Genomic DNA, 19,877 nt, shown 5'->3' with positions numbered 1-19,877 from the left:
GATTGCCGGAGCTGACCCCGACTTGCATTTGGCACTAATCCCCGTGGGGCCGTATAATTTTCGGCATGAATAAACTGGAAGCCTTCGGACACGTCGCCGCGCTGGCGATCCGCGGAGACCTCGTGTTTCCTACCAGCGTTAATGCCGCCCTGCGAGTCCAACTCGCCCTGGACGATCCGGATTGTCCGATGGACGATGCCATCAAGCTGGTGCTGGCGGAGCCGCAACTGGCTGCGCGCACCGTCTCGCTGTCGAACTCCGCCATGTTCAACCGAACTGGCGGGCCGGATATCACCAATGTCCGCAACGCCATCATGCGCGTGGGTTATCACAACCTGTACGCGCTGGCTGCGGCCATGGTGGTGCGCGCCTTTGGCAGCAAGATCACCGATCCCGGCCTGCGTGCGAAAGCCGAGCAACTGTGGCAGCACACCATCCACGTCGCCTGCCTGGCGCGCATCATCGCGCGTGAAGTGACCGGCGTCAATCCGGACACCGCCCTGTTCGCAGCCATCGTGCATGAAGTGGGCAGCTTTTACCTGCTGTCGCGCGCCGACGAATTCCCCGGCTTGCTGGAACCCGATCCGGAGAACTGGCAAACCGCGAGCGAAGAAATCATCACGCGTGAAGTCCTGAAGAAGCTGGGCATTCCTGCCGAAGTGGCGGAAGCGATCGAGAACCTGCACAGCGGCATGCTGCAGATTCCACCCGAGACCTTGCTCGACACGCTGCTGCTGGCGAACCATTTCGCGCCGGTCGCTTCGCCACTTGCGCCGGAAGAGCAACAGCCGCCGCATGAGGATTCCGTGATGGACCTGTTCATCGATGCCGAGAAGCGCGAGCAGATGCTGGAAGAAGCGGAGGCCGATGCTTCCGCCATGACCGCGGCGCTGTTAGTTTAATAACTTTCCATGTTACCCTTCGGCGCACTGTGATGTGCTGAAGAGGAAACATGAGCTTGCGACAAACCTTGCTGGAACTGGCTGCACGCCACCAGCTCGACCACCGCTCCACCCATGAACTTGAATTGATGGCGGGCCTGCGCGGCCAGCCAGGCTGGCTGCCGTCACGCTTGCCGCAAGCCGTCGCCACCGCCGGCGCTGCCTTGCTTGGGCTTGGCCTGATGTTCTGGATTGCTTCCAATTGGGATGTGCTGGGCCGCTTCGGCCGAATCGGCGTGATGCAGGCGGCTGTCGCGGTCGGACTGCTTGCCGCTTGGGTGGCGCCGCGAGTTCGCGTTGTGGCCGCATTGTTCTCCTTCCTGGCAATCGGCGCCTTGTTCGCTTGCATTGGCCAGACCTACCAGACCGGGGCCGATCCCTGGCAGCTGTTCGCCCTCTGGACCGTCCTGGGCCTGCCACTATGCCTGGTGCTGCGCAGCGAGGTAATGTGGACGCCCTGGCTGGCGGTCGCCTCCAGCGCGATTGCACTCTGGCTCAAGGCCGAAGGCGGCTGGTCGCACTACGATGTATCGTTTCCGGTGGTCGCCGTCGCATGGATGCTGTTCCTGCTGCTGCCTGGCCTGATGCTGCCGCCGTTGCGGCGCCGTACTGGCAGCGGTATCTGGTCATTGCGCATGGCCGTGCTGCTGGCCATGGGGTATATCGCGGTGCCGGCCAGCGTGCAGGCCTTCGACCAGGGGATGGGCCCGATCATGTTCGCCGTCCTGCTGGTCGGCGCCGCTACCGCTGCGCTGGCACTGTATGACCTGGCGTCCACCAGCATCGCCTGCCTGGCCCTGTTGTACGTGGCTGTCATCGCCTTTGCAAGAATCCTGGATGCGATGGGGTGCGATCGTTTCGCCATATTCATCGCGTCCGGCGTGTTCGCAATCGCTCTCGTTTCGTTCGCCGCCAGCCGGCTGCTGGCAAAACATCGCGCAGGAGGCCAGCCATGAACCGCGACGGCCTGCAGCAGATTCTCGACGAGGCGCACACTATTGCCGCAGGCAGCAGCGATACGCGGCCGTGGCATATCGTGCTGCTGATGGGGCTGGGGGCCTGGATTGCCGCCGTTCCCATCCTGCTCCTGATTGGGCTGCTGCTCGAATATCTTCACGCCGGCCATGGAAGCAATGCGACGGTCGCGGCGCTGCTGGTCGCAGCTGCCGTCATGCTGCTGCGCCAGGGATCGGTCCCGATGCTGGTTGAACAGGCCGCGTTTCCGCTACTGCTGTCCGCCGGCGGGGTGCTCGGGTTCAGCCTGTTCATGCTGATGGATAAACACCTGGCCGCGCTGCTGATGGCGGTAGTTGTCGCAATACTGGCTTGCCTGGTGCCGCAAGCGTGGGTGCGCACCATCCTCGGCGGCATTTGCGCGGCCGTGCTGGTGCCGGCCCTCATGCCGTCAGCATCCGGCTTCGGCAAGCACGGCGACGTGTGGTGGTTTGCGTTGCATGCTATTGCTGCGCTATGGATGCTGGGCCGCCACATTGCTCGCGCGCCCGAAATCGCTACGACGTTTGAACCGTTCCTGTCGGGCTGGCTGACATGTACGCTGGGCGGCTTCGCCATCTGGGCTGGCCCGGCGATATTGTCGCCCGCGGCGATCATGGCGCATGGCTCGGTCACCGCCCGCTCGCTGCAGCCCCTCACCTGTGCTGTGTCGCTTGGCTGCGCGCTCGCCGCCGCAGCGATTCTGGCGCGCGCCCTGCCTGCCGTTCGCCAATGGTGGTGCCTGGGAGTGGCTTCGGTGGTGGCGGGATTCACCTTCTTTGTCCCGGCCATGGGCATGCCGCTCCTGCTGCTCGCCTGCTGCGTTGCCGATGGCCGCTACCGGCTCGCGATGGCATGCGGCATTGCCGCGGCATGGGCCGTGGGCAGCGCGTATTACGACCTGTCGCTCCCTCTGGCGTACAAGGCGGGATTATTCGCCGTGGCCGGAGCGCTCCTGCTGGCATTCTGCCTGCTGCCGCTGCGCCGGCTGAAACGGCCGGCAGCCGTACCGCAAGCGCCATTGCGGAGCGGCCTGGTTCATGCAGGGTTGGCGGCCAGCGGGCTTGCGGCCCTGGCAATTGCGAATGCAGTGGTGGTGCGCAACGAAGGCTTGATAGCAAGCGGCCAGGTGGCCTACGTCGAACTGGGGCCGCGCGACCCGCGCTCGCTGATGCAGGGCGACTATATGCGCCTGTTCGTCAGGCTGCCGGCGGGCGAGCAACCCGGAGACAACAGCAAAACGACATACGCCGTCGGACGACTGGGGCCGGACAATATCCTCGAGCTTGTCGGCTACAAGCACGACGAGGCACCGCCCGGCGACGGGACAATCCAGGTGCGGCTGGAGAATAAAGATGGCCGCTGGATGCTGGCCAGCGATGGGTGGTTCTTCAAGGAGGGCGAGGCAAAGCGTTATGAAAAGGCGCGCTACGGCGAGTACCGTATCGCGCCTTCCGGACGTGCTCTGCTGGTGGGGCTGCGCGGCCCCAAGCTGGAGCCGCTGTAAGGCCTTAGTCGAGCGCTTTGGCCGGGCCGAAGAACTCGTAGTAGGTCTGCGCTTCCGGCACACCGAGTTCGCGCAGGCTGCGTTTCACGGCCTGCATGAATGGCACCGGGCCGAGGAAGTAGGCGTCGACGTCGCGTGATTGCGGCAGCCATTCGCCCAACTGCTTATTGCCCAGCAGGCCGACTGCATCGGCTTGCGGATGGCCTGCGCGGTCTTCAGCGTAGATGTAGTGGCGCTTCAGTTGCGGGTGACGCTCGGCCAGGCCGTCGACATGGTCGCGGAAGGCGTGCACGCCACCGTGGCGGGCTGCGTGGATGAAGCGGATTTCACGGCCGGTCTCCAGCGCCTGGTCCAGCATGGCCAGGGTCGGGGTGATGCCGACACCACCAGAGATCAGAACCAGCGGGCGGCTGCCTTCCGCCAGCGTGAAGGCGCCGGTCGGCGGGAACAGGTCCACGCTATCGCCCTGATTCAGGTTCGCGTGCAGGAAACCCGACACCTTGCCGCTTTCTTCGCGCTTCACGCTGATCTGGTAAGTCTGGCCATTAGGGGCCGCGGACAACGAGTACTGGCGGCGCTGCTCCTGGCCGTCGACCACCACGCGGATGCCGATGTATTGGCCAGGCGTGAAGCCGAGCACCGGCTGGCCGTCGGCAGGGCGGAATACGAAACTGGTGATCTCGTCGCTCTCGATGCGCTTGGTCGCCACGATGAACCGGCGCGCCCCCATCCAGCCGCCCGGCGCGGCCGCCGCGGCCTCATAAGTCTTGCCTTCAGCGCCGATCAGGATCTCGGCCAGTTGGCCATAAGCTGCGCCCCACGCTTCCAGCACGGCGTCGGTCGCGGTTTCAGCGCCGAGCACTTCGCGGATAGCTTTCAGCAGGCTGGCGCCGACCATCGGGTAGTGCTCCGGCTGGATATGCAGCGCAACGTGTTTGGTGACGATGGTATTCACCAGCGGGCCCAGCGCCTCCAGGCGCTCGATATGCTTGGCGTACATCAGGATGCCGTTGGCCAGGGCGCGCTGCTGGTCGCCGCTATGCTGGTGGGACTGGTTGAAGAACGGCTTCACCTGCGGGAAGTCGGTGAACAGGGTCTGGTAGAAGTGGCGGGTCAGGGCTTCGCCGCCTTGTTCCAGGATAGGGACGGTGGCGGTGACAATGGCACGATGTTCTGCGGACGGCATGGGTATGGCTCCTTCTCGGATAAACATGCACTCATAATACATGTTTACCTTAATCTGCGTCAATAAAGATGCAAATCAAATGCGCATTTTCTGAAGGATAATGGTTTTCTCCCCGCCCTTGCCGCTTTTGCCGCCATGCGGGCCGGGCAGGATATCAGCCAGCGTCATGCCATCCAGCACGTGCAGGAAGGCATCCGTGGCCTCGCCCAGCTTGCGTTTCAGGGCGCAATCGCGCAGGAAGGCGCAGTTGCCGGCATCGGCTTCGAAGCACTCGGCGATGTGGAAATCCGATTCGCTGTCGCGTACCACTTCGCCAATATTGATATCTTCCGGCTCGCGGTTCAGGCGCAGTCCACCGTGCCGGCCACGCACGGTTTCCACCAGGCCGCTGGCGCCCAACTGGTGGATCACCTTGGTCAGGTGGTTTTTCGAGATGTCATGCAGGTCGGCGATCTCCTGGATCGTGACCAGCTTGTCGCGGTTCATGCCCAGGTACATCAGCGAACGCAGGGTGTAGTCGGTGAAGGATGTGAGTCTCATGATCTACGTCATATAAAGATGCATTCGAAATATTGCTTTGGCCTCGGGCCTAATGTAGCATTCATTATACATCTTAAGAACATGAGGCCAGCCATGCGCAGCATCCATCTTCCCACCGAACCCACGCCAGCCGGGCAACCGCATCCCCTGCTGCGGCTGGGCTTCCGCCCCTTCTACCTGCTGGCGGCTGCGCTGGCGATGCTGTCGGTGCCACTGTGGCTGCTGGCCTACAAGGGCATGCTGCCCGCCCTGCCCTCCGCCAACATGCTGTGGCATATGCATGAAATGGTATTCGCCTTTGGCGGCGCGGTAATTGTCGGCTTCCTGTTTACCGCGGGCCGCAACTGGACCAACCTGCCAACGCCGGCCGGCGGCCAGCTTGCGGCGCTGGCCGTGCTGTGGATCGCCGGCCGCATCGCCATGCTGCTGGCGCCCGGAGTGCCGGCGCTGATTGTCGATGGCTTGTTCCTGCCGCTGTGCGCGGCAGCGTTCGGCCGCGTGCTTTACCTGGCACAGAGCAAGCGCAACTACCCGATCTGCGGCATCCTGGCCTTGCTGTCGGTGGCCAACCTGCTGTTCCACGCCGCGGCCAATGGCTGGATTTCCCTGTCGCCGCTGACGCCTGTGCACGGCGCGATCCTGATGATCACGGTGCTGGAGGCCGTGATCGGCGGCCGAGTGATACCGATGTTCACCCGTAACGGCGCGCCGGGCAGCCAGCCGGTTACCGTGGCGTGGCGCGAAAAGACCAGTATCGCCCTGCTGCTGGCGACCGCTCTGGCCTGGGTGACCGGCTTGCCAGGCTTCGTCGTGGCGCTGGCGGCGTTCGCAGCGGCGGCGGTGAATGCCATTCGGCTGGTAGGCTGGGCGCCATTCGCCACTGTGCGTGTGCCTTTGCTGTGGATCCTGCACCTGGCTTACGCCTGGATTGTGGCCGGCCTGGTGCTGCTGGGCTTTGCGGCGTTGGGGATTGGCTCCTCCAGCAGCGCCTTCCACGCGCTGGCAGTGGGCGGCATGTCGGGCCTGATCCTTGGCATGATCACCCGCACCGCGCTGGGCCACACGGGCCGCATGCTGCGCGCCGGCCGTGCTGAAAGCGCAATGTATCTTTTGCTGCAGGCTGGCGCAGTGGCCCGTTTGTGTGCCAATATAGTTCCCGCTGGAATTCGTGACTTCCTGTTGCTGGGCTCGGCACTGGCCTGGTCGGTCGCCTTCCTTCTCTACCTGTTGGTGTATGCGCCTTACTTAAGCCAGGCCCGCATCGACGGGCGGGAAGGTTAAATGTGGATACCGTCACCATACTCCTGTCTTCTTTCATCCTATCGGTCACCGGCCTGCTGGTCTTCATCTGGTCGCTGCGGCATCGCCTGTTCAACGCCACGTCAGCGGCCGCCAATGTGATCTTCTCGCCGGGCGAGATTGGCCACGGTGAAGAACCCGCGGCCAGCCCGGAGCAGCGCGCCGGACTGGCGCTGCCGGTGGAGGGACAGGAGCGGCGGCAGTCCAGCGCCGCCGAGCAAGCCGCCATGCAGCAAGAGCTGGCGGAACGGGTGGAGGCGGACCGGTCGAGTGCTTTTGTCACCTTTATTTTCCTGTCCTGCGCCGTGGTGTGGCTGCTGGTTGCCACCGCCGCAGGACTTACCAGCTCCATCAAGCTGCATGAGCCGGACTGGCTGGTGCAGTATCCCTGGCTGACCTTCGGCCGCATCCGCACCATTCACCTCAATGCAGTCGCCTATGGCTGGGCGCCGATGGCGGCGCTAGGCATTGCGATCTGGCTCCTTCCACGCCTGCTGAAAACCCATCTGGTCGGCGGGCGTTTTGCCATTTTTGGCGCCATGCTGTGGAATGCGGGCCTGATCGCGGGCCTGGGCTGCATTGCGGCCGGCATCAGCGATGGCCTGGAGTGGCTGGAGATTCCCTGGCAGGTGGACTTGCTGCTGGTGGCCGGCGGCGCCCTGGTTGGCCTGCCGCTGGTGTACACCCTGCAAAGCCGCAAGGTGCAGCACCTGTATGTGTCGATCTGGTATATGGGCGCCGCCCTGTTCTGGTTCCCTATCCTGTTCCTGATCGGGAACCTGCCGGCGGTGCATTTCGGCGTGCAGCAGGCGGCGATGAACTGGTGGTTCGGCCATAACGTGCTGGGGCTGTTCTACACGCCGATGGCGGTGGCGTCGGTGTACTACTTCCTGCCCAAGATTATCGGGCGCCCGGTGCAGTCGTACAACCTGTCGCTGCTGGGATTCTGGACGCTGGCCTTCTTCTACGGCCAGGTCGGCGGCCACCACCTGATCGGCGGACCTGTGCCGGGCTGGCTGATCACGCTATCGATCGTGCAGAGCGTGATGATGGTGATCCCGGTAATCTCGTTCTCCATCAACCAGCACATGACCATGCGCGGTCATTTCTCCAAGCTGGTGTATTCGCCGACGCTGCGCTTTATCGTCCTCGGCGGCATGATGTACACCCTCAGCTCGATCCAGGGTTCGATCGAAGCCCTGCGCAGCGTGAACACCGTCGCGCACTTTACCCACTTCACTGTGGCGCACGCCCACCTCGGGCTGTATGGCTTCTTCTCGATGGTGATGTTCGGCGCCATCTACTTCGTCATGCCGCGCGTGATGGCCTGGGAGTGGCCTTATCCCAAGCTGATTGCCTGGCATTTCTGGCTGGTGGTGATTGGTTTCGGCATCTATTTCGTCGGCCTGACGATTGGCGGCTGGCTGCAGGGCCTGGCCATGCTGGACGCCGCGCGCCCCTTCATGGATTCGGTCAATGTGACGATCGCGTGGCTGAAGAGCCGTTCGCTAGGCGGCGCCATCATGACCATCGGCCACCTGGTCTTTGCCTGGCATTTCGCCGCAATGGCCCTGCGTCATGGCCCGCGCCGCGTTGGCGCTGCGCTGCTGCACACGCGCAGCGATGCGCCCGCACCGGCCAGCAACCTGGCGGGAGCCTGATATGCAAGACGAACTCAAACTCCTGGGCGGCGCGATGGTAACGCTGGCCCTCGCCACCTCCGCGCTGGTGATCGTGCCGCATGTGCAGTTGCGCGCCGGCGAGGCGCCGGCCGGCCTGAAGCCCTACACCGCCCAGCAACTGCGCGGGCGCGAGGTGTATATCAAGAATGGCTGCGTGTATTGCCATTCGCAGCAGCCGCGCGACAAGGCGCAGGCGCCGGACGACCAGCGCGGCTGGGGACGGGCCTCGGTGGCGGCCGACTATTACTACGATACGCCGCATCTGCTGGGCACCATGCGCACCGGGCCGGACCTGTTCAATATCGGTGCACGCCAGCCGAGCGCCGACTGGCACCTGGGGCATATGTTCCAGCCGCGCGCTTATGTGCCGGGATCGATCATGCCTTCCTACCCCTACCTGTTCGATTACAAGGAGGCCGCTGAACCAGGCGACCGCGTGGTGAACCTGCCGCCGGGCTTCAAGCCCCTGGGCAAGGTGGTGGTGGCCAAGCCTGAGGTGCTGGACCTGGTGGCTTACCTGCAGTCGCTGGACCATACTTATCCTGTGCTGCCGGCGCCGCAGGCCAGGAAGGAAGGAGCGCCCAATGCCGCAAAATGATTTTGGCGCGCAGCAGCGCGAGCATCCCGATCCGACCGAGAAGGACCGGCCAATTCCCTGGTATGTCCTGCTTGGCGTTGGCGTGGCGCTGGCGTGGGCGATCAGCTATATCCTCACGGTGCGGGACGATGACCCGGCGCTGGGCGACCGGCGCACGATCTCGACGCTGCAAGCCAAGGCTGGCGGTACGGCCGGCGCCGGCGGCGCTGTCGACGGGGCCCAGGTGTATGCGGCGCAGTGCGTGGCTTGCCACCAGGCGAGCGGCGCCGGCCTGCCGGGTGTGTTTCCGCCGCTGGCGGGCTCGGAATGGGTGACAGGCGCGGAAAACGTCGCCGCCTCGATCCTGCTGCACGGTGTGACGGGCAAGCTGACGGTGAAAGGTTCGGCATATAACGGACAGATGCCGCCGTTTAAGGATAAGTTGAGCGACGCGGAGATTGCGGCGGTGTTGAGCCATATCCGCAGTAACTTCGGCAATAGCGCAGCCAAAGTGGCGCCGGACACGGTCAAGGCGGCGCGTGATGCGACTGCCGCGCGCAAGGACCCGTTCAATGGAGACGAAGATCTCGCCAAACTCGCCAAGCCAGCCAATTAAAGGAGATTTGACGCGCACCTTGGCGCTGGTCGGCTGCATGGCGGCGCTTGCCGGCGCGGCGCTGTGGCAGGCCACCATGGGGTTCCGGGTGGTCGCCACCGAAGAGGGGCGGCGCCTGGCGGTTGCCGAGGCGCCGCTGGCCCTGCCCCGTGTCGATCTTGCGCTGCCTGGCGCAACGAAGGTACCGCTGCCGTCACTGCTGGCCGGCGACCGGCGGCCAGCGATCGTGACGTTCTTTTATGCGCGCTGCAATGCCGTGTGCTCCGTGCAGGGCACCGAACTGCAGCAGATGCAGCGTGAAATTCTTGCGCGCGGCCTGCAGGACAAGCTGCGGCTATTGACGATTTCCTTTGATCCGCGCGACTCACTGGACGACCTGGCGCATTATGCGGCCCGCATGCGGGCTGCGCCGGCGGTTTGGCAGTTCGCCGCGGTACCCGATGCGGCGCAGCGCCAGGCTTTGCTTGATCAGGTCGGGATCATCGTGCTGCCGGCGGAAATGGGGGAGTTCCAGCACAACGCCGCCTTCCATATCGTAACGCCGGATGGCCGGTTGGCGCAGGTGGTCGACTATGAGCAACCGGAAGCGGCTTTGGCGGCAGCGCTGGAGGCCACGCGATGAGCACACCGGTTCGCGGCGCGGGCGGGCTTGCCCTGGCGGGAGCTACGCTGGTAGCGGCCGCGCTGCTGCTGCGCGGGCCACTGGAGGCGTCGATGGCCCTGCATATGGTGGTCCAGCTGCCAATGATCGCGGTCGGCGGCGCATTGGCCGGGCGCGCCCTTGCAGGCAGTTCGGAGCGGCTGGCGGGCGCATTGGCGCGCTGGGATGCGCACGGGCTGGCGGGCCTGGTCTGGCTGCTGCTGGCCAGCGCCTACTGGATGGTGCCGCGGGCGCTGGAGCAGCCGCTGACGATGCCGCTGGCCGAAGCGGGAAAGTTTGCCAGCCTGTTCCTGCTCGGCTTCCTGCTGCCGGGCGCACTGGCGCGGGCAGCGGCAGTCATCCAGCTTTTCTTCCTCGGGAATTTCTGCGCCATGATGGCCATCGCCGGCCTGCTGTACCAGGACATGGCGCAGCGACTGTGCAATGCCTATTCGCTGAACGACCAGGTGGTGACCGGCGTCGGCCTGGTGGTGGCTTCGATCGGCATTGCCGCCGCCTGGTGCGTGTGGCAGTTGCCTGCCTTGGCAAACCAGGCGGAACGCGCCTGATTACTTGCGTGCCAGGGGATTCGGTGTCGGCTCCGCCACCTTGTGCAGCACATTGCGGTCGACGTGGTGGAAGGGCTCCGATTCCTTGCCGCGTAACAGCATGACGGTGTCTTCCTCGTAACCCCAGGTGCCGTCGTCGTTGATGGTGACCTTGATGCGGTACTCGGTGGTCTTGAAGCCGAATTCCAGGAATGGATTGGAGCAGATGCCGTAGGTATTCTGCTCGCGCTGGGCCACCAGCTCGAAGGACTTGGCATCCGGCGCCGCGGTACCGGATGCCATGGCGATCTGGCCGCGTGGGATGGCCAGGGTCTGGATCACGGTATTGGTGGCCGGTTCCCAAAGCCAGTAGCCGACCTGCTCATGGTATGTCTTGATGTTGTCAGGCTTGTTGACGTTCAGGACGTAGCGCAGGCCGTAGAACAGTTGCGGCCCGTTGGTGACGGGATCGATCGGCTGCAGCTCGATGCGCTCGACATAGGCTTGCTTGCGCGGGCCATCGGCCTTGGGCTTGATATCGAGGCCGCGCTGCCCTTCCCAGATACCCGCCATGGCGGTCAGCGGGCCAAGATTGGCCAGCGTGTCCAGGTCGAGGTTGGAAGGTTCGGTGTAGATGTCGTTGCTGTATTCGCTCATTGAATGCTTGCTCATTAATCAGGGAGCAAGCATTGTAACCTTGGCGCCGGAATCTTCGCCGAGCAGCATGGCAGTGATTTCCTGCGGCGGCACCGGGCGGCTGAACAGATAGCCCTGCATCTCGTCGCAGCCGTGCTGCTGCAGGAAGCTGCGCTGCTGTTCCGTCTCCACCCCTTCCGCAATCACACGCATGTCGAGCTGGTGCGACAAGGAGATGATGGCGCAGGTGATGGCCTGGTCGTCCGGGTTGCTGACCAGGTCGCGCACGAAGCTCTGGTCGATCTTCAGGCGGCTGATCGGGAAGGACTTCAGTGCAGCGAGGCTGGAGTAGCCGGTACCAAAATCGTCGATCGCCAGCGTGATGCCCATCGCTTCAAGCTGGCGCATCTTGGCCACCGACTCCGCGGTGTCGCGCATGATCATGCTCTCGGTGACTTCCAGCTCCAGCCAACGCGGGTCCAGCCCGCTCCACTCCAGGGCCGCCGCCACGCGCTCAACCAGGCGCGGATCGTCGAACTGGCGCGCCGAGACATTGACCGACACCACCAGCGGCGGCAAGCCGGCATCCTGCCAGGCGCAGGCCTGGCGGCACGCTTCGCGCAAGGCCCATTCGCCGATCGGGATGATCAGGCCATGCTCTTCCGCCAGTGGAATGAACTGGGCCGGCGACACCGCGCCGCGCTGCGGATGCTGCCAGCGCAGCAAAGCCTCGACGCCGAACATGCGGCCCGATTCCAGGTTCACCTTGGGCTGGTAGGCCAGCGAAAGTTGCCGCTCCTCCAGCGCCTTGCGCAAGCCTTCCGTCAGCGCCAGCTTTTCTTCCAGCCCGGCGTTCATTTCGTGGTTGTAGAACTGGCAGTTGTTCTTGCCGCTGTCCTTGGCACGGTACATGGCGGCGTCGGCATGTTTCATCAGCGTATCGGCGTCGCGGCCATCGCGCGGATAGACCGCAACGCCGATCGAGCAGCTCACCTGCATTTTCTGCCCCTCCAGCATGATCGGCTGAACCACGGATTCCAGGATCTTGTTCAGCAGCGGCACCAGCACCTGCGGGTTGTCGTTCACGTGCGGCAGCACCAGTACGAATTCGTCGCCGCCAAAACGGCCTACGGTGTCCTCGCGGCGCACGCAGCCCACCATGCGGTCAGCCACTTCCTTCAGCAGTTCGTCGCCCGCGTTGTGGCCCAGCGTGTCATTGACCAGCTTGAAGCTATCGAGGTCGATGAAGGCCACCAGCACCGACTCCTTGTTCCGCTCCGCGTGCGCGATCGATTGGCCCAGGCGGTCGCACACCAGGCTGCGGTTCGGCAGGCCGGTCAGCGTGTCGTGGTGCGCCATGTGGTAGATGCGCTCCTCGGCACGCTTGCGCTCAGTGATATCGCGCACGATTGCGACCACGCCGCCTTCCACGCCCACCACCTGCCAGTGCAGCCATTCCGCCTGCAGCTGCGGCACCATGTTCGGGCCCTCTTCCTGGTGCACGCCGCCGTTCAAAGTGACGTGTGCCAGGCGCTCGAACATGCCGTTGTGGCGTGCGGCCGGCATCCAGCCGCACAGCGTCTGCGCGCGAAGTTCGCCGCGGCTGCGGCCAGTCAGTTGCTCGGCGCGCGAGTTGACAGCGGCGAATTTGAAGTCCACGACCGTGCCATCCTTGCTGCGGATGGCGCGCAGGACAAAAAAGGCGTCCATATTCGATTCGGAAGCGGCGGCATAGGTTTCCTGCGCACGGCGGATGCGGCGGCGCGCCTTGGCGCCCTGCCAGACGCAGGCCCAGACCAGGGCCGCCAGCAGGATCAGCACCGCGCTGGCGACGCCGGCTTCCCACAGCAACTGGCGGCGCTGGGCCGCGAAACCGGCCATCTGTTCCTGTTCCGCCAGGCCGACCACGGCGCTCAGCCGCAGGCCTGCCAGCTGGCGTACTGCCACATAGCGATTGACGCCATCAATCTGGCTGGCGACGGGCACGCCGCGGCGCGCCTGCAGCGCCGCCATGTCAAGCTTCTGTCCGAAGGATTGCGTGTCGCCGACACGCAGCGCACGCACCACGCCATCGTCGCCGACCAGGCCCAGCATGCCATGTTCGCCCAGGCGGCTGCGTTCATAACCGCTGGTGAAATATGCTGGATCGACTTCCACGATGACCACGCCGGCAAATTCGCCGTCCTTGCCGTCCAGGCGGCGCGTGAAGTGCAAGTGCCAGTCCGGATTCGCCTCGTCGCGCATGGCCTGGGCAATGAAGGTGTAATTGCTGCGGTGCTGCTGGTGGAAGCTGAAGTACTCCTGCTGCGCAACATTGATCGCAGGCGCAGCCGGGTTGCTGGCAACCGTGTTCCCCTGTGCGTCGACAATGCTGACGATGAAAACCAGGCCCGATGGCAGCAGCCCATGCGCCTGCAGCTCCGGCAACGCCCCGCTCGCGCCCTGGATTTCGGCGCTGTACTTCAGGACTTGCAAGGTCTGTTCGATGCCGTTGATGCTGCGCGCCACCTGCGCTTCATACGTGGCGATCAGTTCGCCGGCCGATTCGGCGGCCAGTTCGCGCGAGGCGGCAGCTTCGCTGTCGATGAAATGCAAGGTGGTGCCCCACACCACAGCCAACAGGACGATAGTGAACAGGGGCAGCGAGACTTGAGTCTCAAGGCACATGCGCAGCCAGCGTTTCATATTCAATGCACCACCAGCACTGGACGCACGCTGGCATCGAGCGCGTTGCGGTCGATGTAGCCGATCAGGGTTGGGTTATCGGCCACCAGCTTGCGCACAGCCTGGCTGTTGGGCAGTTCGCGTGGCGGCTGGCCACGGCCGGTGAAAATCCTCTTGGTCCAATAGGCCTTCATCAGGGCCGGGCTGCGGTTGGCAACCTTCAGGTAAAAGTCATCGCGCAGCGGGGAGCCGATCGGCAAATCGAGCGCCACCACCTCGCCGCCATCGGGGAAGCGCGTCGCTTCGGAGAGAAAGATATCGGCCACCTGCTCCGCGCGCAGGGTCGTGATGGGGCTGCGCGCCGACACCACCACCACCAGTTCGGCAGCGGCGGTGGTGCCGGCAAGCAGCACCAATAGCAGGCAGCAGAGGAGTTTCCTGATCATTGAGAACTTCCCCATCAGAACACGAAGTCCACCGAGGCGCTAAAGACGCCGAAGCTGCGGCCATAACGGTAACCGGGCTGGATGTTCGACAGCGTGCCGCTGGTGCCACTGCGTGGGCGCACATGATCGAACTGCAGTTTGACGGCGGCGTTGCTGGTGGCGTCCCAGCGCAGGCCCAGGCTGGTGCTGTCCTGTTCCGCAATCATGCTGAGCAAGCCATTCAGTTCCATGTTGAGGCGCTGGGCAGCCGGCGCATAAGGAGGCGGCAGCATCGACAAGTCCAGGCCAGCGACCTGGTTCGGGGTGTTCGAGACCACCTTGCTGAAGGTGCCATACGGCGTGAAGCTGCCCAGGCGATAACCACCGCTGACATAGCCTGCGGTCTTATCGCCCAGCATGGAGCGGGCGTTGACGCGCCCTACTTCGCCCATCACGAACCAGTTGCCAGGATCATAGGAAGCGCCGATGCTGAGCACCGTCGCGCGCTTGCGGTCCGGTTCATAACGGCGCGCCAGGACCTCGCCCTGCGGGCCAAACTGGCGGATGGCGGAGAACAGCTCCTGCAGCAGCGGGGTTTCCAGCTCGCCCTCGATGGCGGTGGCGCGCACTGTCAGCGCTCCGGACGTGCTGGTGTTGGAAACACCCGCCAGCCTGTGCGCCTTGACGCGGGTGTCGTCGGACAGCGGCACGCTGGTGCCGCCAAACAGTACTTGCGTCGTATTCTTCACGTTGCCGAAGTTCCAGCGGTAGCTGGCATCAATGCCGTCGCTATTGCTGATCGGGATCGCCGCATACAGTTCGACCGGGGTGCGCACCGAGGTCAGCGCATAACTGGCCTTGCGGTAATCACCCGACAGGAACAGCGGCAGCGCAATGCGGCCAACGCGCAGGCTCAGCTCAGGCGATACCTGGTATTGCACATTGGCCCATTCGACCTTGGGCGTCCATGAATGCGTGAGGTTGCGTTCCGCCACGACCTGCAGCACGGCCGACCAATGGCCGCCGTCATTGTAAGAAAGCTGCGCGCCGAGGCGGCTATCCACCGCATAACTCCAGTCGCGCGTGGCGCCGGCCTCGCCCGGGTTCAGCGGATTGGCCGCATAGTCGGCCTGCTTCTCGCTCGAGTGAACCGCGCTCAAGGTGCCGAAGCCGCCGAAGGTCCAGCTGCTTTCCTGCGCTGTCGTGTGCCCGGCATGCGCGGCCGGCTGCACGAGCAGTGCTCCGGCAAGGGCGAACAGGACAGGCGTCTGGTGCAGCTTTGGCATAATGGCCCTCTTGGCAAGAAACGTCGGCAATATCACAGCGTCGCTTGCCTTGTTGGCATGCGTGCGCGATTGTTTTTGGGGTTGGGTAACAAGACTGGGCGTTGGGGCACGCCTCTGAATTCTCACACTTTATAACAGTGTTTTGTGACTGTCGAGAAGTTTCCCTAGAGTACTGTTACTAGCAGTTAGGGAATAGTAAAATGTAGCAAAAAGCAAAGGAAACAAGGACATGCAGCAAGTTTCATGCGGCACCCTGGTGCTCAATTCGGCCCGCCAAGTACTGCTTTGCCATGTCACCGGGACCGCTAGCTGGGACATTCCCAAAGGATTGCAGGATCCCGGCGAAACGCCATTGCAATCGGCACAGCGTGAACTGTTCGAAGAAGCCGGGCTGGATTTCGATGCCGGCCTGTTTGAAGACCTGGGCGAATTCGCCTACCGCCCCGACAAGCGCCTGCACTTGTTCAAGGTTGAGGTCGGCGAGGAATTGTGCAACCTCGATCACCTGCGCTGCACCAGCTTCTTCCCCCACCAGCGTACCGGCGAGCCGACGCCGGAAGCGGATGGCTTCCGCTGGGCTTCGCGCGAGGAACTGAGTTCCTTGTGCTGGCCACGGATGGCGTCGCGGCTGCTATCGATTGACTGGTAAACGGGTCAAACGCCCCCGGCTGATCCGTCTCGCCCCAGGCAAATTTATTAATTTGACATCAAATGTTATACATATGGTAGCGTATGCACCATACAACAGCTGATGCTTAGAGTTTGCCCACATCGACGTCTATTCATTTGGGGAAGAAATCATGATGATCGTAAAGTGCTTGCAACGCTTGCTAGTCTTGATTGTGGTTTCTACAGCGATGGGGCTTGGCTTGGCACAAGCCAACCCCTTGAGCCTGGAGGTGAACGTTGCGGGCGTACTGGACAATGATGAGAGAGGAGCGGCAAGTAATATCGTTCGGGATTTTTATGTTGGAACCCGGGCGTCGATTACGAGTTTCAAATGGGATATTAACCTGACGAGTTTCGCTGGCAGTTATCTGTCCGAAATGCAAGTGACTTTTAGCGATTCGCTGGGCAACGGGGTGACTTTTACCCCTGGTGGCGGCGACGATTTTGACGGCACCGTGGATTACGCTGGATTCCAGGATCTGGGCGACTTGGGTTTGATTTTTCAAGTTGGGATCGATGGCATCCTGCGCCTTGAGTTTCATGATGGCTTCAAGGATCTTGGATTTGACGAGCCTGAAGGTATTTGGAATTTCGGCACGCTGACTTTCGGTGTTGCTGCAGTGCCTGAGCCACCAACCAGCGCCTTGATACTCGGCGGTTTACTGTTACTCGCGATCGCTGCCACGCGGCGGCGCGAAGTCCGCCAAAGCGCGACAAGCAAAATCGTGCTTGCTTTAGTGTCGCTTCTTTCTGTCAGTTCAGCTGTAGCGGAGCCTGTTTTTGAACCGGCGAAACCCATCGCGCTCTATTCCTATTTCGCCACGGGAAACCCCAATGCCGTAGTCAGCGCACCTTCGTCCCGCCCGACGCCGTCATTCGTATTGATGGGTGGCGGCCCTGACGTCGACCCAGCTTTTCGCTGGTTGATCAAGCGAGCCGGCATTGAACCGGGCAGCGGAGGACGGTTTGTCGTCATTCGGGCAACCGGCACAGATGGCTACAACCCATACATCTATTACAGTGATGAGGCCTTATCGACCTCCGGCAACGTCGCTGACATGTGGGTGGGTGGCGCCTCTTTGGGCCTGACGTCGGTCGAGACGCTGGTGATCCCAAGTGTGAAGGCCGCCAATAGCGAGGCTGTCAATGCCATCGTATCCAAGGCCAACGTCGTCTTTATCGCCGGTGGCGACCAGAGTCACTACATCCGCTTCTGGAAAGGCACTTTGCTTGAGCGGACCTTGATAGCATTGATGAACAAGAACGTTCCCATTGGCGGCACAAGCGCCGGTTTGGCAGTACTTGGTCAATTCGACTATTCCGCGCTGTATAAGTCCGCCACTTCGGAGGACGCGATGCTTGATCCCTACTATAAGGACATCACGTTCGACCCATCTCCTTTGAGCCTGCAAGGAGGCTTTCTCGCACCACCAGCATTGGAGAGTTTGATTTTTGATTCCCACTTCGACAGCCGCGATCGCATGGGCCGCTTCATTTCCTTTATTTCCCGGATCGTCGCTCCCACAATCACCCCAGGCGGAACCTTGGGATGCAGCGGCGGCGTACTCCCAGCGTCCGCCAGCGGAAACAAGACCGCCCGGGGTATCGGCATCAGCGTCGAGACCGCACTACTAGTCCAGGGAAATGGCGATGGGAATCCCGTCACTGCGACAAGGGTTAGCAACGCTTCGACAGCGACTGAAAGCGCAGTCTATTTTGTTCGCCCCTCGGTTCCGCCAAGCATGTGCAAGCCCAAAGCACCGCTGACCATCTCCACCGTCGAGGTAAGAAAACTGAGCGACTCCAGTACTGTCTTCAACCTTACCGACTGGACCGGCGTACCGTTATATAAGCACCTGGACGTCACCTCCGGCCAGCTATTCCCCGCCGACTGGTACTAGGAAAACTCAGGCGCCGCCGGAAACGCGGATCGTGGTGCCTGTGACGTAGCGTGCCGCCGGCGACAACAGCCAGACCGCAGCTTCCGCGATTTCTTCCGGCTCGCCCACACGCCCCATGGGGATGCGGGCAGCCACGCGCGCCGGGCGTCCCGCGTCGCCCGAAGTGGCGTGGATATCGGTCTGCGTGGTACCCGGTGCCACGCCGCACACACGGATGCCCTCAGGCGCGACCTCTTTGCCGAGACCCATGGTGAAGGTATCGACAGCCGCCTTGCTGGCCGCATAGGTCACGTATTCGTTCGGGCTGCCCGCCGTCGCTGCGGTGGAGCTGATGTTGACGATCACCCCGCCCTGCCCATGCGCCCGGAATGCCGCCAGTGCGCGGCGGCTGGCCTGCATCAGGCCAAGCACATTGGTGCGGAACACCTGCTCCACGATCGCCGGCTTCGTATCGGCGAAGGTACCCAGGCCGCCCGTGATGCCAGCATTATTCACCAGTCCCGACACCGGTCCCAGTTCCCGTTCGACGGTGACAAATAGACGCTCGATATCTTCATCGTGCCCCACATCCGCCTGCACCGCCAACGCCCGGCCACCAGCCGCCTGAATGTCCGCCACTACCCGCGTGGCCGCATCGGCATCACGCTGGTAATTCACAGCCACCACCCATCCATCTGCAGCGGCCCGGCGCGCAATGGCAGCGCCAATGCCTCGGCTGGCGCCTGTTACGATCAGTATCTTTTCCATATTCCTGGGAGAGAGCTATTGTTCTGCCGTATTGTAGATACCCCTTACGATTTGAGGAAGTCCACCAGTGCCCGCAGGGCCGCTCCCATATGGCGTCCGCTCGGGTAATACAGGTAGAAGCGCTCCGGTGGCGGCATCCAGCCTTCCAGCACAGGGACAAGCTGACCATTCGCAACCAGCGGCGCCGCATAGTCGGCGTAGGTGTAGCATAGCCCGGCTCCCTGCTGCGCCGCCAGCAGGATCGCAGGTAAGTCGTCCAGCACAAGGCTGCCATTGGTTGCCACGGCAACTTCTTCGCCGTCGCGCTGGAATTGCCATTTAAAGATAGCGCCGCTGGGGAAGCGCAGTTGCAGGCATTCGTGGCTGGCCATTGCGTGCGGTGTTTCCGGTACGCCAAAACGATGGAGATAATCCGGCGACGCGCAAACGGTGAAGCGGATCTCGGGCCCCACCGGCAAAGCGATCATGTCTTGTTGCAGCAGTTCGCCAAAGCGCATGCCTGCATCGAATCCCTGTTCGACGATATCGACTACAGCGTCGTTGGTGACGACATCGAGAATCACATCCGGATACGCTGCGCGCCAACGGGCCAGCAACGGTGCCAGCACCAGATGCGCTGCGGGACGCGGCACATTCAGCCGCAGATGGCCTCGTGGCAGCGCGCGTTCGTCGTTCAACGTATCCAGTGCGTCGCTGATTTCCGCAAAGGCTGGCGCCAGCCGCTCCAGTAATTGTGCCCCCGCTGCAGTCGGACTGACGCTGCGGGTGGTGCGGTTCAATAACCGTACTCCGAGGCGCTGTTCCAGCTTGCCAATTGCGTGACTGAGTGCCGAGGGTGAAACGCCCATGCCGGTGGCCGCTTTCCGAAAGCTGCGTCCCTGGGCGACGCGCACAAAAGCGGCCAGGCTATCGAAGTCTGCATCCATTATTGAAATCTGCTCATTAACGTGATGAGCATTATGACGATTGTTTGCACAATCTGCACACGCGATACTGGCCGCTTTCACCATCACGACTGCA

At 62.9% G+C, this 19,877-nt stretch carries 19 protein-coding genes; 11 read left to right on the top strand and 8 right to left on the bottom strand.

The features are described from left to right. Window positions 1-65: 65 nt before the first annotated feature. Genes ACQ4MM_RS21480 through ACQ4MM_RS21470 form a run of 3 tightly spaced genes read left to right on the top strand, consistent with a single transcriptional unit; the run spans window position 66 to window position 3,441 of the window. A complete protein-coding gene (locus ACQ4MM_RS21480; protein WP_431479270.1) occupies window positions 66-902 on the top strand; it encodes an HDOD domain-containing protein in 837 nt (278 codons plus the stop codon). Window positions 903-952: 50 nt separating this feature from the next. Further along, window positions 953-1,897, top strand: a complete 945-nt coding sequence (locus ACQ4MM_RS21475) for a DUF2157 domain-containing protein (protein ID WP_431479269.1) — start codon at window positions 953-955, stop codon at window positions 1,895-1,897. Beyond that, window positions 1,894-3,441, top strand: coding sequence for a GDYXXLXY domain-containing protein (locus tag ACQ4MM_RS21470; protein WP_431479268.1), 1,548 nt, complete (start codon window positions 1,894-1,896; stop codon window positions 3,439-3,441). Before ACQ4MM_RS21475 ends, ACQ4MM_RS21470 begins: the two co-directional genes overlap by 4 nt. Before the next feature lie 4 nt (window positions 3,442-3,445). Here the strand turns inward: ACQ4MM_RS21470 and hmpA are convergent, their stop codons facing one another. Beyond that, window positions 3,446-4,627, bottom strand: coding sequence for an NO-inducible flavohemoprotein (gene hmpA, locus ACQ4MM_RS21465; RefSeq protein ID WP_431479267.1), 1,182 nt, complete (start codon window positions 4,625-4,627; stop codon window positions 3,446-3,448). Window positions 4,628-4,702: 75 nt separating this feature from the next. Next, window positions 4,703-5,167, bottom strand: a complete 465-nt coding sequence (locus ACQ4MM_RS21460) for an RrF2 family transcriptional regulator (protein WP_431479266.1) — start codon at window positions 5,165-5,167, stop codon at window positions 4,703-4,705. A gap of 93 nt (window positions 5,168-5,260) precedes the next feature. Here ACQ4MM_RS21460 and ACQ4MM_RS21455 point away from each other — a divergent pair, with 93 nt between their 5' ends. Genes ACQ4MM_RS21455 through ACQ4MM_RS21430 form a run of 6 tightly spaced genes read left to right on the top strand, consistent with a single transcriptional unit; the run spans window position 5,261 to window position 10,550 of the window. After that, complete coding sequence (locus tag ACQ4MM_RS21455) at window positions 5,261-6,448, top strand: NnrS family protein (RefSeq protein ID WP_431479265.1); 1,188 nt, start codon at window positions 5,261-5,263, stop codon at window positions 6,446-6,448. A 2-nt stretch (window positions 6,449-6,450) separates the two neighbouring features. After that, a complete protein-coding gene (locus tag ACQ4MM_RS21450) occupies window positions 6,451-8,127 on the top strand; it encodes a cbb3-type cytochrome c oxidase subunit I (protein WP_431479264.1) in 1,677 nt (558 codons plus the stop codon). A gap of 1 nt (window position 8,128) precedes the next feature. After that, the gene (locus tag ACQ4MM_RS21445; protein WP_431479263.1) at window positions 8,129-8,746 is read left to right on the top strand and encodes a cbb3-type cytochrome c oxidase subunit II; all 618 of its coding nucleotides are present in this window, start codon (window positions 8,129-8,131) and stop codon (window positions 8,744-8,746) included. Further along, window positions 8,733-9,341 carry a c-type cytochrome gene (locus ACQ4MM_RS21440; protein ID WP_431479262.1) on the top strand — a complete coding sequence of 203 codons (609 nt, stop codon included), beginning with the start codon at window positions 8,733-8,735 and terminating at the stop codon, window positions 9,339-9,341. Before ACQ4MM_RS21445 ends, ACQ4MM_RS21440 begins: the two co-directional genes overlap by 14 nt. A 7-nt stretch (window positions 9,342-9,348) precedes the next feature. Beyond that, entirely contained in the window at window positions 9,349-9,963 is a 615-nt protein-coding gene (locus ACQ4MM_RS21435) for an SCO family protein (RefSeq protein ID WP_431479261.1), read from the top strand. After that, on the top strand, window positions 9,960-10,550 hold the full coding sequence (locus ACQ4MM_RS21430; RefSeq protein ID WP_431479260.1) for a hypothetical protein: 591 nt from the start codon (window positions 9,960-9,962) through the stop codon (window positions 10,548-10,550). Before ACQ4MM_RS21435 ends, ACQ4MM_RS21430 begins: the two co-directional genes overlap by 4 nt. Here the strand turns inward: ACQ4MM_RS21430 and ACQ4MM_RS21425 are convergent, their stop codons facing one another. Genes ACQ4MM_RS21425 through ACQ4MM_RS21410 form a run of 4 tightly spaced genes read right to left on the bottom strand, consistent with a single transcriptional unit; the run spans window position 10,551 to window position 15,540 of the window. Next, on the bottom strand, window positions 10,551-11,186 hold the full coding sequence (locus tag ACQ4MM_RS21425; protein ID WP_431479259.1) for an FABP family protein: 636 nt from the start codon (window positions 11,184-11,186) through the stop codon (window positions 10,551-10,553). It abuts the gene before it with no gap. An 18-nt stretch (window positions 11,187-11,204) separates the two neighbouring features. After that, entirely contained in the window at window positions 11,205-13,850 is a 2,646-nt protein-coding gene (locus ACQ4MM_RS21420; protein ID WP_431479258.1) for a bifunctional diguanylate cyclase/phosphodiesterase, read from the bottom strand. 2 nt (window positions 13,851-13,852) lie between these two features. Next, on the bottom strand, window positions 13,853-14,275 hold the full coding sequence (locus tag ACQ4MM_RS21415; protein ID WP_431479257.1) for a phosphate ABC transporter substrate-binding protein: 423 nt from the start codon (window positions 14,273-14,275) through the stop codon (window positions 13,853-13,855). Between the two features lie 14 nt (window positions 14,276-14,289). Next, window positions 14,290-15,540 carry a hypothetical protein gene (locus tag ACQ4MM_RS21410; protein ID WP_431479256.1) on the bottom strand — a complete coding sequence of 417 codons (1,251 nt, stop codon included), beginning with the start codon at window positions 15,538-15,540 and terminating at the stop codon, window positions 14,290-14,292. A 229-nt stretch (window positions 15,541-15,769) separates the two neighbouring features. Between ACQ4MM_RS21410 and ACQ4MM_RS21405 the strand changes: the two genes are divergently transcribed. Then, on the top strand, window positions 15,770-16,189 hold the full coding sequence (locus tag ACQ4MM_RS21405) for an NUDIX hydrolase (protein WP_431479255.1): 420 nt from the start codon (window positions 15,770-15,772) through the stop codon (window positions 16,187-16,189). 151 nt (window positions 16,190-16,340) lie between these two features. Next, window positions 16,341-18,110: a cyanophycinase gene (locus ACQ4MM_RS21400; protein ID WP_431479254.1), complete on the top strand. Its 1,770-nt coding sequence runs from the start codon at window positions 16,341-16,343 to the stop codon at window positions 18,108-18,110. 6 nt (window positions 18,111-18,116) lie between these two features. Here ACQ4MM_RS21400 and ACQ4MM_RS21395 read toward each other — a convergent pair whose 3' ends face one another. Together ACQ4MM_RS21395 and ACQ4MM_RS21390 are read right to left on the bottom strand one after the other, a co-directional pair. Then, window positions 18,117-18,857, bottom strand: a complete 741-nt coding sequence (locus ACQ4MM_RS21395; protein ID WP_431479253.1) for an SDR family oxidoreductase — start codon at window positions 18,855-18,857, stop codon at window positions 18,117-18,119. A gap of 44 nt (window positions 18,858-18,901) precedes the next feature. Next, the gene (locus ACQ4MM_RS21390; RefSeq protein WP_431479252.1) at window positions 18,902-19,783 is read right to left on the bottom strand and encodes a LysR family transcriptional regulator; all 882 of its coding nucleotides are present in this window, start codon (window positions 19,781-19,783) and stop codon (window positions 18,902-18,904) included. Window positions 19,784-19,877 lie beyond the last annotated feature (94 nt).

The organism is Massilia eburnea, assembly GCF_050709955.1.
GTDB lineage: Bacteria > Pseudomonadota > Gammaproteobacteria > Burkholderiales > Burkholderiaceae_D > Rugamonas > Rugamonas eburnea_A.
The sequence above is the reverse complement of the archived record's forward strand: the minus strand, read 5'-3'. Positions and strand labels throughout refer to the sequence as shown.

Coding starts and splice junctions, on each gene's coding strand:
- ACQ4MM_RS21480 (WP_431479270.1), top strand. CDS start 66: ATGAATAAACTGGAAGCCTTCGGACACGTCGCCGCGCTGGCGATCCGC.
- ACQ4MM_RS21475 (WP_431479269.1), top strand. CDS start 953: ATGAGCTTGCGACAAACCTTGCTGGAACTGGCTGCACGCCACCAGCTC.
- ACQ4MM_RS21470 (WP_431479268.1), top strand. CDS start 1,894: ATGAACCGCGACGGCCTGCAGCAGATTCTCGACGAGGCGCACACTATT.
- hmpA (WP_431479267.1), bottom strand. CDS start 4,627: ATGCCGTCCGCAGAACATCGTGCCATTGTCACCGCCACCGTCCCTATC.
- ACQ4MM_RS21460 (WP_431479266.1), bottom strand. CDS start 5,167: ATGAGACTCACATCCTTCACCGACTACACCCTGCGTTCGCTGATGTAC.
- ACQ4MM_RS21455 (WP_431479265.1), top strand. CDS start 5,261: ATGCGCAGCATCCATCTTCCCACCGAACCCACGCCAGCCGGGCAACCG.
- ACQ4MM_RS21445 (WP_431479263.1), top strand. CDS start 8,129: ATGCAAGACGAACTCAAACTCCTGGGCGGCGCGATGGTAACGCTGGCC.
- ACQ4MM_RS21440 (WP_431479262.1), top strand. CDS start 8,733: ATGCCGCAAAATGATTTTGGCGCGCAGCAGCGCGAGCATCCCGATCCG.
- ACQ4MM_RS21430 (WP_431479260.1), top strand. CDS start 9,960: ATGAGCACACCGGTTCGCGGCGCGGGCGGGCTTGCCCTGGCGGGAGCT.
- ACQ4MM_RS21425 (WP_431479259.1), bottom strand. CDS start 11,186: ATGAGCGAATACAGCAACGACATCTACACCGAACCTTCCAACCTCGAC.
- ACQ4MM_RS21420 (WP_431479258.1), bottom strand. CDS start 13,850: ATGAAACGCTGGCTGCGCATGTGCCTTGAGACTCAAGTCTCGCTGCCC.
- ACQ4MM_RS21415 (WP_431479257.1), bottom strand. CDS start 14,275: ATGATCAGGAAACTCCTCTGCTGCCTGCTATTGGTGCTGCTTGCCGGC.
- ACQ4MM_RS21410 (WP_431479256.1), bottom strand. CDS start 15,540: ATGCCAAAGCTGCACCAGACGCCTGTCCTGTTCGCCCTTGCCGGAGCA.
- ACQ4MM_RS21405 (WP_431479255.1), top strand. CDS start 15,770: ATGCAGCAAGTTTCATGCGGCACCCTGGTGCTCAATTCGGCCCGCCAA.
- ACQ4MM_RS21400 (WP_431479254.1), top strand. CDS start 16,341: ATGATGATCGTAAAGTGCTTGCAACGCTTGCTAGTCTTGATTGTGGTT.
- ACQ4MM_RS21395 (WP_431479253.1), bottom strand. CDS start 18,857: ATGGAAAAGATACTGATCGTAACAGGCGCCAGCCGAGGCATTGGCGCT.
- ACQ4MM_RS21390 (WP_431479252.1), bottom strand. CDS start 19,783: ATGGATGCAGACTTCGATAGCCTGGCCGCTTTTGTGCGCGTCGCCCAG.